Origin of the sequence: Novosphingobium sp. JCM 18896, assembly GCF_025938095.1 — a bacterium.
Taxonomy (GTDB): Bacteria; Pseudomonadota; Alphaproteobacteria; order Sphingomonadales; family Sphingomonadaceae; genus Novosphingobium.
Genome location: NZ_JAPCZF010000002.1, coordinates 528820 through 543389 on the forward strand (window position 1 = coordinate 528820; position 14570 = coordinate 543389).

Here is a 14570-nt window from a genome sequence, read left to right on the forward strand (position 1 = left end):
ATTCAGACATGTTAAGCTGAATGGCCGCACCCGGCGGGCTTTGCACCCGTCAAAAAACCTGAGAAATTCCGGGAGTTCGTTGAACATGAATTCAACCAAGCGCTTCCTTCGGACCGCGACGGCGGCGATAACGGCAGCGGTGCTGCCGATAAATTTTGCGCCCGCGATCGCCGCCCAGCCCCCCGCGCCGGTCGTCGTTCCGACCTATGCCGACCTGGCCGATCTATCCGATTCGGCGCGAATTGTGGTGCGTGCCGAAGTGCGCAAGATCGCCCCCGTCGAACCGGCGCGCGCACGGGGCGTCCGGCCGGGTTGGGCCCGCTATTATATCGAGGCGCGGACCCAGGCGCTGATCCGCGGCGACAAGCCGCTGGGCCAGTCGCTGCGCTATCTGGTTGACATGCAGCCCGATGCGCGCGGCAAGCCGCCCGCGATCAAGAAGAAGGCCGTGCTGCTCTTCGCCACCAGCGCCCAGGGCCCCGCGGGCGACCTGCAACTGGCCGCGCCCGACGCGCAGATCCTGTGGAGCGCGGAGACCGAGGCCAAGCTGCGCGCGGTGCTGGCGGCGCTCGTGGCGCCCGACGCGGCGCCATCGGTGACCCGCGTGCGCGAAGCGATCCACGTCCCGGGCAATCTCGCCGGCGAGGGCGAGACGCAGTTCTTCCTCGAGACCGCAAAGCATTCGGCCGCATCGATCACCGTCCAGCACCGACCCGGCGCGGCACCGGCCTGGGGCGCCTCGTTCTCCGAAGTCGCCGCGCTGGTCGGCAGCCCACCGCAGCGCGACACGCTCGCCTGGTATCGCCTCGCGTGCTTCCTGCCCAACCGGCTGCCGAGCGGGGTCAACCTCTCCGAAGGCGCGGGCAGCCGCGCCCAGGCCGAGGCCGACTACCGCATGGTGCTCGGCGAATTGGGGACCTGCACGCGCACGCGATCGTAGGGCCGACGGCCTTCAAGGCGCTGGCCTTTCCGCCGAGGCTCGCTTAGGGCGCGGCCCGAAAGGGAGCATCATGGCCGCACCGCTTAGAATCGCATTGGCAGGGCTTGGAACCGTCGGCGGCGGAGTCATCCGCCTGATCGAGACCAATGCCGCACTGATCACCCGCCGTGCGGGACGGCCGATCGAGATCGTCGCGGTGTCCGCGCGCGACCGCAGCAAGGACCGCGGCGTCGATCTCTCGCACTACGCCTGGGAAGACGACATGACCGCGATGGCCGCGCGCGACGACGTCGACGCGGTGGTCGAACTGGTCGGCGGTGCCGACGGTCCGGCGCTGACCCTGGCGCGCAACGCGATCCAGCACGGCAAGTCGCTGGTCACCGCCAACAAGGCGATGATCGCGCATCACGGCCTCGAACTGGCCGAACTGACCGAGAAGGCCAAGGTCGCGCTGAAGTTCGAAGCCGCGGTCGCCGGCGGCGTGCCGGTGATCAAGGGCCTGCGCGAAGGCGCCGCGGCCAACAATATCGACCGGCTCTACGGCATCCTCAACGGCACCTGCAATTTCATCCTCTCGTCGATGGAAGACACGGGCCGCGACTTTGCCGACGTGCTGTCCGAGGCCCAGGCCAAGGGCTATGCCGAAGCCGATCCGAGCTTCGACGTCGAAGGCACCGATGCCGCGCACAAGCTGGCGATCCTCTCGGCGATCGCCTTCGGCACGCGGATCGACTTCGCCTCGGTCGACACCCAGGGCATCACCCGCATCCAGGCCGCCGACATCGCCCAGGCCGATGCGCTCGGCTACGTCATCCGCCTGATCGGCGTGGCCGAAGTCGATGAGGAAGGCGGCCAGCGCCGCCTGTTCCAGCGCGTCCACCCGCATCTCGTGCCCTTCGATCACCCGCTGGCCCACGTCGACGGCGCGACCAACGCCGTCGTCGCCGAAGGCAATTTCGCAGGGCGCCTGCTGTTCCAGGGCGCCGGCGCCGGTGACGGTCCGACCGCCAGCGCCGTCGTGGCCGACCTCATCGACATCGCCCGCGGCGATCTCGGCGGCGAGGCCGGTGCGCCGTTCTCGATCCAGGTCGCCGAGATGGAGACGATGGCCCCCGCGCCTTCGGGCCATCGCCTGGGCCGCGCCTATATCCGCTTCATGGTCGCCGATCGCCCCGGCGTCCTCGCCGAGATCACCGCAGCCATGCGCGACGCCGGCGTCTCCATAGAGAGCCTGATCCAGAAGGGTCGCCACGAGGAAGGCGGCAACGTCATGGTCGCCATGGTCACGCACGAGGGGCCCGAGGCGCGCGTCAGCGAAGCGCTCCGCCTGCTCGAAGGTTCGCCCGCTCTGGCCGAGCCGCCGCTGGTCATGCAACTGCTCGGCGACTAAGTCCGCCCGGTCGCCGCGCGGCAGCCGCGCGGCGTCTCGACAAGCACCCAACCCCTGTCTAAGCCGCCGCCAAGTCGCTTCCCGCCCTTTTCGTAAAGGACCATCAGTTCATGACCGCCACGCCCGCCAGCCACGTTCTTGACCGCGTCCTCGTCCTCGAGATGGTTCGCGTGACCGAAGCCGCCGCGATCTCGGCCTCCAAGCTGGTCGGCCGCGGTGACGAGAAGGCCGCCGACGCCGCCGCCGTCGAGGCGATGCGCGCCGCGCTCAACGAACTCTACATGGACGGCACCGTCGTGATCGGCGAGGGCGAGCGCGACGAGGCCCCGATGCTGTTCATCGGCGAGAAGGTCGGCGCCGCGCAGGGCTCCGGCCCCAAGATCGACATCGCTCTCGACCCGCTCGAAGGCACGACGATCTGCGCCAAGGCCGGCCCGAACTCGCTGGCCGTTCTCGCCGTGGCCGAGGAAGGCAACCTGCTCAACGCGCCCGACGTCTACATGGACAAGCTCGCGGTCGGCCCCGGCTATCCCGAAGGCATCATCGACCTCGCCAAGAGCCCGACCGAGAACGTCAAGGCCGTGGCCGCCGCCAAGGGCGTGCAGCCGCACGAGATCATCGTCTGCGTGCTCGACCGTCCGCGCCACGCCGATCTGATCGCCGAACTGCGCGGCCTGGGCTGCGGCGTCGTGCTGATCGGTGACGGCGACGTCGCCGGCGTGATCGCCGTGACCAACGAAGACACCACGATCGACCTCTACATGGGTTCGGGCGGCGCCCCCGAGGGCGTGCTCGCCGCGGCGGCGCTGCGCTGCGTCGGCGGCCAGTTCAACGGCCGCCTGCTGTTCCGCAACGACGACGAGCGCGCCCGCGCCCGCAAGTGGGGCATCGAGGACCTCAACAAGATCTACAAGCTGGAAGAGCTGGCCAAGGGCGACTGCATCTTCGCCGCCACCGGCGTGACCGACGGCTCGCTGCTCGAAGGCGTCAAGCGCCGCAAGGACGGCACGATGACCACCGAGAGCGTCGTCATGCGCGCCTCGTCGGGCACAGTCCGCTGGGTCAAGGGCGAGCACCGCAAGGCGCGTTGATTCTGACCCGGCTCCGGCTTCACTGAGGCCGGAGCACCACCGGTCCACACCCTTTCCCGGCTTCGCAGTCGCGGAATATTGCAATCGCGAGACTCTCGGCTAGAGCCGGGCCGCATTCGAACGCCCTCGAATCGAGCGGGAAAGGCAGCGCAATGAAGATCATGGCCGGCAACAGCAATCTGCCGCTCGCAAGAGCGATCGCGGGCTATCTCGAACAGCCGCTGACCGATGCCAGCGTCCGCCGCTTCGCCGACGAGGAGGTCTTCGTCGAGATCCACGAGAACGTGCGCGGCGAGGACGTCTTTGTCCTGCAGTCGACCTCGTTCCCGGCCAACGACAACCTGATGGAACTGCTGATCTGCATCGACGCGCTGCGCCGCGCCTCGGCCAAGCGGATCACCGCGGTGGTGCCCTATTTCGGCTATGCCCGCCAGGACCGTAAGCCCGGCCCGCGCACGCCGATCTCGGCCAAGCTCGTCGCCAACCTGATCACCGAGGCTGGTGCCGACCGCGTGCTGTCGGTCGATCTCCACGCCGGGCAGATCCAGGGCTTCTTCGACATCCCGACCGACAACCTCTACGCCGCGCCGGTCATGGCGGCCGACATCCAGGCGCGCTACGGCGACCAGTCGCTGATGGTGGTCTCGCCCGACGTCGGCGGCGTGGTTCGCGCGCGCGCGCTGGCCAAGCGCCTCGACAACGCCCCGCTGGCGATCGTCGACAAGCGCCGCGACAAGCCCGGCCAGTCCGAGGTAATGAACATCATCGGCGACGTGAAGGGCCGCGCCTGCATCCTGATCGACGACATCATCGATTCGGGCGGCACCCTGTGCAACGCCGCCCAGGCGCTGATGGACGCGGGCGCCGCCAGCGTCACCGCCTACATCACCCACGGCGTGCTCTCGGGCGGCGCGGTGGCGCGGGTCAACGGCTCGGCGCTCAAGGAACTGGTCATCACCGATTCGATCCTGCCGACCGACGCGACCAAGGATTCGGACCGCATCCGCATCCTGACGATCGCGCCGCTGCTCGGCGAGGCGATCCGCCGTACCGCCGACGAAAGCTCGGTTTCGAGTCTGTTCGACTAAGGATACCGCCCATGAGCCTGACCGACGCCGACATCGCCCTCGCCCTACGCCTGGCCGATGCCGCCGGTGAGGCCATCCGGCCGCATTTCCGCAGCGGCGTCGATTCCGAACGCAAGGGCGACGCGAGCCCGGTGACGATTGCCGATCGTAGCGCCGAAGAGGCGATGCGCCGCATCCTCAAGGCCGAAGTGCCGCAGGACACGGTGATCGGCGAGGAGTTCGGCACGACGCCGGGGACCTCGGGCCGCTCTTGGGTGCTCGATCCGATCGACGGCACCTGCTCGTTCCTCGTCGGCCGGCCGATCTTCGGCACCCTGATCGCGCTCGTGGTCGAGGGCTGGCCCGTGCTCGGCGTGATCGACCAGCCGATCCTCGGCGAACGCTGGCTGGGCGCGACCGGACGGCCGACGACGTTCAACGGCCAACCGGTGCGCACGCGCCCCTGCCGCGAGCTGTCCGACGCGACCCTGGCGACCACCGGACCGCAATACTTCGACGACCACGAAGGCGCGCACTTCATGAGCCTCGCCGCCAAGACCGACCACAAGCGCATGGTCATGGGCGGCGACTGCTACAATTACGGCCTGCTCGCTTCGGGCCATCTCGACCTCGTCTGCGAGGCCGGGCTCAAGCTGCACGACTGGGCCGCGCTGGTCCCGGTGGTCGAGGGCGCCGGCGGCACGATGTGCGACTGGAACGGCGATCCGCTCCACGCCGGCTCGGACGGCCATGTCCTGGCGCTGGGCGATCCCGCCCGGCTCGAGGACGTGGTCGAGGCCATGGCCTGCCACCACTGATGTGAATGCGGCCACCGGCCGGTGCCGCTTCCAGAACCAGCTCGAAAGACCGCTAGCCGGCCAGCCGATCCCAGTCGGCCATCTGCAGCGGCCCGCCGAGCGCGGCCATGATCTGGCCCATGACCTCCTTGGGTAGCTGCGAACCTGCGGCCTTGCGTGATTCCTCGCTGTCCCAGAATTCGAGGAACAGGAACTTCTGCGGCTCCTTGCGGTCCTGCAGCACCATCGCGCCCTGCGAGCCGGCGACCGCCCGCGCCGCTTCGCCCAGCGCTTCGAGCGCGGCGCCGAGCGCGCGTTCGCTGCCCGCCCGCGCGATCATCTGATAGCTGTGTACCAACGCCATCGGCCTGCCCTCTCCTTATTGATGTCGGCGGCACCCATGGCAGAGCCCGAAGGTGCAGGAAAGCGATGCGCTTCTTCTTCTACGGCACGTTGATGGCGGGAAACGCCAATCCGGTCGCGACGCGCGTCCACGCCTGCCTGCGCGACGAAGGGCCGGCGACCGCACGCGGCACGCTCCACGCCTTGGGAGAGCCCGAAGGCTGGTATCCGATCATGCTGGCAGGCGCGGCGCCGGTCCACGGCCGGCTCTATGCCGCGGCGCCGGGCTTCGGCGAGGCCGACCTCGCCGCGCTCGACGCCTACGAGGATTTCGATCCCGCGAATCCCGCCGGCTCGCTCTACCTGCGCACGACGATCGTCGTCGCCGATGCCCAGGGCGCCTTCCACCAAGCCCAGGCCTATGTCTTCAACGGCCCGCTGCCGCCGGGCGCCCTGGCGATCCCCGACGGCGATTTCGCCGCCTGGATCGCACGCGAGGGGCTGCGGCCTTACGGCGCCGTGTCGTAGTTGATCGCGGCGATCTCGAGGATCTCGGCACGGTCCTCGCGCACGATGTGACCCGCCGCGATCGCCGCATCGAGCGAGGTGGTGAAGCGGCGCAGGTAGTCCTCCTTGCCGTGCGGATAGAGCTTTTCGAGCTCGGCCTTGGTCATCGGCTCGCCGCTGCCGCCGAGCATGCCGATGAACGAATTGGGATCGCCCTTGCCCGAGAGGTGGATCGTCGGCGCGTCGACCCAGGGGGTGCGCACGCCGCCCTTGGCCAGGCCATTGGCGTCGAGCGCGAGGCTGGCGGTCTCGCCGGGCTTGCCGCCGGTCGCCAGGGTCAGCAGCGGCGTCGAGGCCGGTGCCTTGCCCGTGCGCAGCCAGCCGTTGAGCGCGGCGAGCGCGCCCTGGACGACATAGTGATGCGCCATGCCGGGATTGAGCGGCTTGGCCAGCTTGCCCATCGGCGAATTGAGCGAAGGCACGAAGATCTTGGCGAGGTCCGCCGCGCTCTTCTGCCCCGAATCGGTGAAGGCGCCCATGAACAGGTAGTTGTCGGCATGGGCCGTGCCGGCGACTTCCCAGACGCGCAGATTGGGGCCATCGGGCCGGCGCGAGGCGTGGTAACCGGGCAGCCGCGCGCCGAGCAGGTCGGTCTCGGTGATCACGGTCAGTACGGGCACGCGCAGGTCGGGGCGGAAGGCGACGTGATCTGGCGCCGCGCCCGAGCCGGCGACCATGCGCGTACCGTCGATGGCCGCGCCGCCGCCGAAGCGCGAATGGATGAGAAAGCCGTCGTAGACGCGGGCCAGCCGGTCGACCGCGTTGACGTAGGTCGTGAGGAAGGCGGCCGACTGCGATTCGCCGATGGCGATGACCTTGCGTGGCATCAGCGGCCCGAGCAGGCCCCCCGCGCGCTGGGTCTTCAGCAGCGCGCCGGCCTGCGAGAAGATGTCAAAGGACCAGGCGTCGCCCGGATGGGCCAGGGTGCCATAGCGCTTGGGATCGGCCTTCTTGAGCGCCGTGCCTTGGCCCATCACCGAATCGCCGCCCTCGACGCCGACCTTCTGCGCCGAGACGCCGACATAGGCATAGCCTTTGCGCAGCATCTCGCGGTGCGCGACCATCCAGTCGGCCGGGGTGTCCTGGCCGGCGGTGACGTTGAACCATTCGACCAGCGCGGTGCCGTTGAACTTCAACGGATCGCTGGGCCGCACCACCACGACGCGCGTGACATAAGGCGCGGTCGCATCGGCCTGGGCGTTCCACACGCCGTTCGCCGGCGGCGGCCCGGGCAGGCGATAGGACGTGGCATTGCCGGCGATGAAGTATTCTTCGACCTGATAACCGAGCGCGGTGAGATCGTAGGCCGCCATCAGCAGGTTCGGCTTGCCCGGCACGGCGGTGACCTGCGGGCGCGGCGCGTCCGATGCAGCCGAAACGGGTGCAGTCACGAGCAGCGATCCGGCTGCGACACTATAAAGAGCATGGCGAATCCTGCGCTTGATCGAAACCGGCATCACGTCTCTCCCCTCGGCACCCTTCGCACCTTTGCATGATTGGTAGGCTTATTACCAGTTGTCCGCAACGGGCGATTCGCTAAGGCTGGCGCGATGACCAGCAAAGGGCCCTTGATCGATCCGCTCGAGCACCTGCTCGGCTACCAGCTGCGCCGCGCCTCGCTGGCGACCCTGGCGGCGCTCAGCGAATCCTACGAGGCGCTCGACCTGCGGCTGACCGACGCGATCGTCCTGCGCTTCGTCGGCGCCAATCCCGGCTGCAACCAGGGCGAGATCAGCAAGGCCTTGGGCGTAAGGCGCACCAACATGGTGCCCGTGGTCAGCGGCCTGGTCGATCGCGGGCTGGTGAAACGCGCCGTGGCCGACGGCCGCACCCACGCGCTAACGCTGACACCCGCGGGCCAGGCGCTGCATGCCGAGATCGACGTGCTCGCGCATGCCAACGAGGAACGCTTCTTCGGCGGTTTCGACGAGGAAACCCGCAGCGTGCTGCTGCGCGCACTCGACACGATCCGGGCGCGCGCCGAGGGCTGACCGCCCACGCGGCGGGCGCAGAGTCGTCGATCGCGCTTGCCATCACGCGCTTCTGTCACTATGGGCCCCCGCTTCACGACACGGATTCAAGCCACCGGCCTGGCTCAAAGGGCTGCCAGGGCTGGTTGGACGTGTCCCTGAAAAAGGAGACGAAAATGCCCAAGCTCAAGACCAAGAGCGGCGTGAAAAAGCGCTTCAAGCTCACCGCCACCGGTAAGATCAAGCACGGCGCCGTCGGCAAGCGCCACCGCCTGATCAGCCACAACGCCAAGTACATCCGCCAGCATCGCCGCACCGACACGATCTCCGACGCCGACGCGAAGGTGATCAAGAAGTGGGCGCCCTACGGGCTCGGCTGAAGCTAGGAAGGATTGATAAATGGCACGTGTCAAAAGGGGTGTTACCACCCGCGCCAAGCATAAGAACATTCTGGAGCAGGCCAAGGGTTACCGCGGCCGCCGCAAGAATACGATCCGCGTCGCGCGTCAGGCCGTCGAAAAGGCCGGCCAGTACGCCTATCGCGACCGCAAGGTTAAGAAGCGCAACTTCCGCGCCCTGTGGATCCAGCGCATCAACGCCGCGGTTCGCGCCGAAGGCCTGACCTATTCGCAGTTCATCCACGGCACCAAGCTCGCTGGCATCGAACTCGACCGCAAGACGCTCGCCGACCTGGCGATGAACGAAGGCGGCGTGTTCTCGGCAGTGATCGCCCAGGCCAAGGCTGCTCTCGCCTAAGCCTCTCGTTTTTCGAGAAAACCAAAAAGGCGCAGACTCTTAGCGAGTCTGCGCCTTTTTGTTGTGCCGCAACATCGTTTGCGGTTACGGCCCCGGAAGGAGGGAGCTTCGGCTCCGCTGCACGGGGGTTGGCGTGCAAGCTGCTTGTGACGTGCGAGTGCAGTTCATGGCACCGCCGGAGGAACTCCGGCGCTATTTCACATCGTTCTATCACGCCGAGATCGTTCCCGCCGAAGGCACGCTGGCGATCGACCTGCTCCACCCCGAATGGGCGAACATGCGCTTCTTCTCGGGCGCGCTGCCGCTGGCCGAGGCGCGCGACGGCACCCGCGTGACGGGCACGCAATTCTCGGCGACCGGCCCTTCGAGCCAGGCCGTGCGCTTCTCGGTCGGACCGACGCGGCTCTGGGGCATCGGCCTGATGCCGCTGGGCTGGGCGCAATTCGTTCGGGGCGACGCCGCCGCGGTCGCCAACACCGTGGCCGACGGCAATCTCCACCCCGCGTTCGAGCCGTTCCGGCCTCTGGCCGAAACGCTCTTCGCCCCCGGCTCCACGGTCGAGGACGACGCCGCGCGCATCGCCGCGCTGTTCCTCGCCCGCCTCGACGAGCCGCTGCCCGACGAGGAGCGGATTCTCGCCATCCACGAGGCGCTGGTCGATCCCGAGATCGATACGGTCGGCGCGCTGGTCGAACGCGTCGGCGGCAGCCCGCGCACGGTCGAGCGGGTCTGCCGCCGCGCCTTCGGCTTCGCACCCAAGCTGCTGCTGCGCCGCCAGCGCTTCATGCGCAGCCTCGCCCAGTTCATGCTCGATCCGTCGATGCGCTGGTCGGGCGCGATGGACGGGCACTATTACGACCAGGCACAGTTCGTCCGCGACTTCCGCCAGTTCATGGGCATGACCCCGCGCGCCTATGCCGCGCTCGACAAGCCCGTGCTCTCGGCGGTGATGCGCGCCCGCGCCCGCATCGCCGGTGCGGCCGCGCAGACGCTCGACGGCCCCGAAGGCGTCGCACTCGCGGGCTGACGGCGATTGGGGCTGATTGCGATTCGCCCTATTGGTCCCTAAGGAGCCCGCCTGAACATCGAACAGTTGGGTGATTTTCCTTGGACCATGCAGCAACCGAGCAGGAGGCGCTTTCGCAAATCGCGGCCGCGCAGGATCTTGAAACGCTCGAAAGCCTGCGCGTCGCGTTTCTCGGCAAGCAGGGCTCGATCTCGGGCCTGCTGAAGACGCTGGGCGGCATGAGCCCCGAGGAACGCCAGAGCGAAGGCCCCAAGATCCACGCGCTGCGCGAAGGCGTGACCAATGCCCTGGCCGACCGCAAGGCCGCGCTCGAACATGCTGCGCTCGACGCGCGCCTCGCCGCCGAGACGATCGACCTGTCGCTGCCCGCGCCCGAAGCGCCGCGCGGTTCGGTCCATCCGATCGCCCAGACCATGGACGAACTCGCCGAGATCTTCGCCGACATGGGCTTCGCCGTCGCCACCGGCCCCGAGATCGAGGACGACTGGCACAATTTCACCGCGCTCAACATGCCCGAGAGCCATCCGGCGCGCGCGATGCACGACACCTTCTATTTCCCCGACCGGAACGCCGAAGGCCGCGAGATGCTGCTGCGCACGCACACCTCGCCCGTGCAGATCCGCGCCATGCTCCAGCAGGGCGCACCGCTGCGCATCATCGCCCCGGGCCGCGTCTACCGCTCGGACAGCGACGCGACGCACACGCCGATGTTCCACCAGATCGAAGGCCTGGTGATCGACAAAGGCATCCACCTCGGCCACCTCAAGTGGACCCTGGAAACCTTCCTCAAGGCCTTCTTCGAGCGCGACGACGTGGTCCTGCGCCTGCGCCCGTCCTACTTCCCCTTCACCGAGCCTTCGGTCGAGGTCGACGTCGGCTACAGCCTGGTCAACGGCAAGCGCGTGATCGGCGGCTCGGAAGGCTGGATGGAAGTGCTGGGCAGCGGCATGGTCAACCGCAAGGTGATCGCCGCGGGTGGGCTCGATCCCGACGTCTACCAGGGCTTCGCCTTCGGCACCGGCGTCGATCGCCTGGCCATGCTCAAATACGGCATGGACGATCTGCGCGCCTTCTTCGACGGCGATGTCCGCTGGCTGTCGCACTATGGTTTCGCCCCGCTCGACGTCCCGACCCTGTCGGGCGGCGTGGGCACGGCTGCTTAAGGGAGCCAGACAGATGAAATTCTCGCTCTCCTGGCTCAAGGACCACCTCGACACGACCGCCTCGGTCGACGAGATCGCGCTGACGCTCAACGCCATCGGCCTCGAGGTCGAAGGCATCGAGAACCCGGCCGACAAGCTCAAGGGCTTCCGCGTCGCCAAGGTGCTGACCGCCGAACGCCACCCCAATGCCGACAAGCTGCAGGTGCTGACGGTCGATTCGGGTGACGGCCAGCCGCTCCAGGTCGTTTGCGGCGCGCCCAATGCGCGTGCCGGCCTCGTCGGCGTGCTCGGCCTGCCCGGAGCCGTGGTTCCGGCCAACGGCATGGTGCTCAAGGTCGCGGCAGTGCGCTCGGTCGAATCGAACGGCATGATGTGCTCGACCCGCGAGCTCGAGCTCGGCGAAGACCACGACGGCATCATCGAGCTGCCCGCCGACGCGCCGATCGGCCAGGCCTTCGCCGACTATCATGGCGCCGATCCGGTGTTCGACATCGCCATCACGCCCAACCGCCCCGACTGCATGGGCGTCTACGGCATCGCGCGCGATCTCGCCGCCGCCGGCCTCGGCACGCTCAAGCCGATCGCCGCGCCGCAGATCGCCGGCACCTTCGCCTCGCCGGTCGAGATCCGTACCGAGGACGCCGAAGGCTGCCCCGCCTTCTACGGCCGCACGGTGCTGGGCGTGACCAACGGCCCCTCGCCCGACTGGCTCCAGGCCCGCCTCAAGAGCGCGGGCCAGCGCCCGATTTCGGCACTGGTCGACGTGACCAACTACGTCATGCTGACCTATGGCCGCCCGGCCCACGCCTATGACCGCGCCAAGCTGACCGGCGCCGTCGTCGCGCGCCGTGCCCAGGACGGCGAAGGCGTGACCGCGCTCAACGGCAAGCACTACCTGCTCGACCACACGATGACCGTGATCGCCGACGAGGCCGGCGTCCACGACATCGCCGGCATCATGGGCGGCGAGCATTCGGGCTGCTCGGACGACACCAAGGACGTGCTGCTCGAGATCGCCTATTTCGATCCGACGCGCATCGCCCAGACCGGCCGCACCTTGAACCTGACCTCGGACGCGCGTGGCCGCTTCGAGCGCGGCATCGATCCGCAGTTCCTCGACACCGGGCTCGACCTGCTCACCGGGCTGATCATCGAGATCTGCGGTGGCCAGGCTTCGGAAGTCATCCGCGCGGGCACGCCGCCCTCGGGGGCCAAGGTCGTCCATTACGAGCCGGCGCTGGCCGAAAGGCTCGGCGGCGTCGCGGTACAGCCGGCACGCCAGCGCGAAATCCTCGAAAGCCTCGGCTTCTCGGTGGTCGTGGTCGACAGCCAGCAGGGCGAACAGTGGAGCGTCACCGCGCCCGGCTGGCGCCCCGACGTCGACGGCGCGCCCGACATCGTCGAGGAAGTCATCCGCATCCACGGGCTCGACAAGGTCGAGAGCGTCGCCCTGCCGCGTGCAGATGGCGTCGCGCGGCCGACCGCCACGCCCACGCAGAAGCTCGAGCGCCGTCTGCGCCGCGCCGCTGCCGCGCGCGGCAATCACGAGGCCGTGACCTGGTCGTTCCTGCCCGAAGCCGAGGCCGCGACCTTCGCGGATTCGGCCGTCTGGACCCTCGCCAATCCGATCAGCGAGGACATGAAAGCCATGCGCCCCTCGCTGCTGCCCGGGCTGCTGTCCGCGGTGCGCCGCAACCTCGACCGCGGTGCCGCCGGCCTGCGCCTGTTCGAGATCGGCCGCCGCTATCTGCGCGCCGAGAACGGCACGAGCGACGAGCGACTTTCGCTGGCGGTAGTCCTCGCCGGCGAGAAGACCCCGCGCGGTTGGGCCACGGGCAAGGCCGCCACGTTCGACGCCTATGACGCCAAGGCCGAGGCGCTGGCCCTGCTCGCCGAAGCCGGCGCGCCGGTCGACAACCTGCAGGTCATGGGCGAAGCGGGTTCGCAGTTCCATCCGGGCCAGTCGGCAACCTTGCGGCTCGGGCCCAAGGCCGTGCTCGCGCGCTTCGGCATGCTGCATCCCGCGGTGCTCAAGCAGTTCGACATCGACGCGCCGGTCGCCGTCGCCGAGCTGTTCCTCGATGCGATCCCCGGCAAGAAGGGCGCGGCGAGCTTCGCCCGCGTCCACTATGCCCCGCCCGCGCTGCAGGCGGTAACGCGCGACTTCGCCTTCCTCGTGCCCGCCGAACTGCCCGCGGGCGATCTCGTCCGCATGGTCAAGGGCGCCGACAAGGCGAACATCGTCGCCGCACGCCTGTTCGACGACTTCCGCGGCCAGGGCGTGCCCGAAGGCAGCAAGTCGCTGGCCATCGAGGTGACGCTCCAGCCGGGTGACAAGAGCTATGCCGAGGCCGACCTCAAGGCGATCGCCGACAAGGTCACCGCCGCGGCCGCCAAGCTGGGCGCGACGTTGCGGGGATAAGCCAATCCTCCCCGGTCCGGGGAGGTGGCAGCGCGCAGCGCTGACGGAGGGGGCTCTCGACGCCAAGCGGCGCTTCGGGCAAACCCCCTCCACCACGCCGCTTCGCGTCGCGGTCCCCCTCCCCGTGCCGGGGAGGATTGGAGCTGCCATGACCGACCTGATCACGATCACCTCCGGCGATCTCACCGCCCGCATCAACCCGCAAGGCGCCGAGCTCTGGTCGCTGACCGATGCCCAGGGCCGCGAGTACATGACCGACGCCGATCCGGCCTTCTGGACCGGCCGCGCGCCGCTGTTGTTTCCGATCGTCGGCGCGCTAAACGGCGGGCATTACCGGCTCTGCGGCTCGGCGCACGAACTGGCCAAGCACGGCTTCGCGCGGAACAGCCGGTTCGACTGCGTGGCCGCCGATGCGGTCAGCGCCACGTTCCGGCTCACCGCCAGCGAAGCAACGCACCAAGCCTATCCTTTTCCCTTCACGCTCGACATGCGGTTCGCGCTCGAGGGCTGGACGCTGCGCATGACCGCCACGGTCGCGAACGACGGCGTGACCGACATGCCGTTCTCCTTCGGCTTCCATCCCGCCTTCGCCTGGCCGCTGCCCGGCGGCGCGGCCAAGCAGGACCATCGCGTGACCTTCGCGCAGGCCGAACCCCAGCCGATCCGCCGGATCGAGCCGCCCAGCGGCCTGCTGCGACCCGAGCCGCAGCCGACACCCGTCGTCGGGCGTGAACTCACCCCCGACGCGGCGCTGTTCGAGGCCGATGCGCTGATCTGGGACGATCTCGCCAGCCGCGCGCTGACCTATGGCGCGCCGGGCGGCGCCAGCCTCGACATTGCCTTCCCCGACACGCCGATGCTCGGAATCTGGCAGAAACCCGGCGCCGCCTACCTCTGCATCGAGCCCTGGCAGGGCATCGCCGACCCGCAGGGCTTCGCCGATGACCTGCGCAACAAGCCCGGCGTGGTCAGCCTCGCCCCCGGCGCGGAACGCAGCTTCCGCATGGACGTGACCGTTTCGCCCGGCTAACGGGCCGC

Annotated in this window: 15 protein-coding genes; 13 read left to right on the forward strand and 2 right to left on the reverse strand. The window is 68.8% G+C overall.

Annotated features, from left to right (window positions below):
• The first annotated feature begins 85 nt into the window (after window positions 1-85).
• From OLX23_RS08390 to OLX23_RS08410, 5 genes are all read left to right on the forward strand, one after another.
• Complete coding sequence (locus OLX23_RS08390; RefSeq protein ID WP_264444377.1) at window positions 86-940, forward strand: hypothetical protein; 855 nt, start codon at window positions 86-88, stop codon at window positions 938-940.
• Window positions 941-1010: 70 nt separating this feature from the next.
• Window positions 1011-2330, forward strand: a complete 1320-nt coding sequence (locus OLX23_RS08395) for a homoserine dehydrogenase (protein ID WP_264444379.1) — start codon at window positions 1011-1013, stop codon at window positions 2328-2330.
• A 110-nt stretch (window positions 2331-2440) separates the two neighbouring features.
• On the forward strand, window positions 2441-3421 hold the full coding sequence (gene glpX, locus OLX23_RS08400; protein WP_264444381.1) for a class II fructose-bisphosphatase: 981 nt from the start codon (window positions 2441-2443) through the stop codon (window positions 3419-3421).
• Between the two features lie 152 nt (window positions 3422-3573).
• Window positions 3574-4509 carry a ribose-phosphate pyrophosphokinase gene (locus tag OLX23_RS08405; protein WP_264444383.1) on the forward strand — a complete coding sequence of 312 codons (936 nt, stop codon included), beginning with the start codon at window positions 3574-3576 and terminating at the stop codon, window positions 4507-4509.
• A gap of 11 nt (window positions 4510-4520) precedes the next feature.
• Complete coding sequence (locus OLX23_RS08410) at window positions 4521-5306, forward strand: inositol monophosphatase family protein (RefSeq protein WP_264444384.1); 786 nt, start codon at window positions 4521-4523, stop codon at window positions 5304-5306.
• Window positions 5307-5358: 52 nt separating this feature from the next.
• On the opposite strand, the gene OLX23_RS08415 is transcribed toward OLX23_RS08410, so the two are convergent.
• The gene (locus OLX23_RS08415; RefSeq protein ID WP_264444385.1) at window positions 5359-5649 is read right to left on the reverse strand and encodes an antibiotic biosynthesis monooxygenase; all 291 of its coding nucleotides are present in this window, start codon (window positions 5647-5649) and stop codon (window positions 5359-5361) included.
• Between the two features lie 65 nt (window positions 5650-5714).
• On the opposite strand from OLX23_RS08415, the gene OLX23_RS08420 reads away from it, so the two are divergent.
• Window positions 5715-6155 carry a gamma-glutamylcyclotransferase gene (locus tag OLX23_RS08420; RefSeq protein WP_264444387.1) on the forward strand — a complete coding sequence of 147 codons (441 nt, stop codon included), beginning with the start codon at window positions 5715-5717 and terminating at the stop codon, window positions 6153-6155.
• Here the strand turns inward: OLX23_RS08420 and OLX23_RS08425 are convergent.
• Complete coding sequence (locus OLX23_RS08425) at window positions 6137-7651, reverse strand: alpha/beta hydrolase domain-containing protein (protein WP_264444389.1); 1515 nt, start codon at window positions 7649-7651, stop codon at window positions 6137-6139. The two genes, OLX23_RS08420 and OLX23_RS08425, sit on opposite strands and share 19 nt — an antisense overlap.
• Before the next feature lie 93 nt (window positions 7652-7744).
• Between OLX23_RS08425 and OLX23_RS08430 the strand changes: the two genes are divergently transcribed.
• The 7 genes from OLX23_RS08430 to OLX23_RS08460 all read left to right on the forward strand — a co-directional run bounded on the left by OLX23_RS08430 (window position 7745) and on the right by OLX23_RS08460 (window position 14562).
• Complete coding sequence (locus OLX23_RS08430) at window positions 7745-8185, forward strand: MarR family winged helix-turn-helix transcriptional regulator (protein WP_264444390.1); 441 nt, start codon at window positions 7745-7747, stop codon at window positions 8183-8185.
• 155 nt (window positions 8186-8340) lie between these two features.
• The gene (gene rpmI, locus OLX23_RS08435; protein ID WP_217404741.1) at window positions 8341-8544 is read left to right on the forward strand and encodes a 50S ribosomal protein L35; all 204 of its coding nucleotides are present in this window, start codon (window positions 8341-8343) and stop codon (window positions 8542-8544) included.
• A 19-nt stretch (window positions 8545-8563) separates the two neighbouring features.
• Window positions 8564-8920 (forward strand): 50S ribosomal protein L20, encoded by a 357-nt coding sequence (gene rplT / locus OLX23_RS08440; protein ID WP_264444391.1) that lies wholly within the window; start codon window positions 8564-8566, stop codon window positions 8918-8920.
• A gap of 166 nt (window positions 8921-9086) precedes the next feature.
• Window positions 9087-9947 carry a helix-turn-helix domain-containing protein gene (locus OLX23_RS08445; protein ID WP_264444392.1) on the forward strand — a complete coding sequence of 287 codons (861 nt, stop codon included), beginning with the start codon at window positions 9087-9089 and terminating at the stop codon, window positions 9945-9947.
• Between the two features lie 80 nt (window positions 9948-10027).
• On the forward strand, window positions 10028-11110 hold the full coding sequence (pheS, locus tag OLX23_RS08450; RefSeq protein ID WP_264444394.1) for a phenylalanine--tRNA ligase subunit alpha: 1083 nt from the start codon (window positions 10028-10030) through the stop codon (window positions 11108-11110).
• Between the two features lie 13 nt (window positions 11111-11123).
• Entirely contained in the window at window positions 11124-13532 is a 2409-nt protein-coding gene (gene pheT, locus OLX23_RS08455) for a phenylalanine--tRNA ligase subunit beta (protein ID WP_264444396.1), read from the forward strand.
• Between the two features lie 148 nt (window positions 13533-13680).
• On the forward strand, window positions 13681-14562 hold the full coding sequence (locus tag OLX23_RS08460) for an aldose 1-epimerase family protein (protein ID WP_264444397.1): 882 nt from the start codon (window positions 13681-13683) through the stop codon (window positions 14560-14562).
• The last annotated feature ends 8 nt before the right edge of the window (window positions 14563-14570 follow it).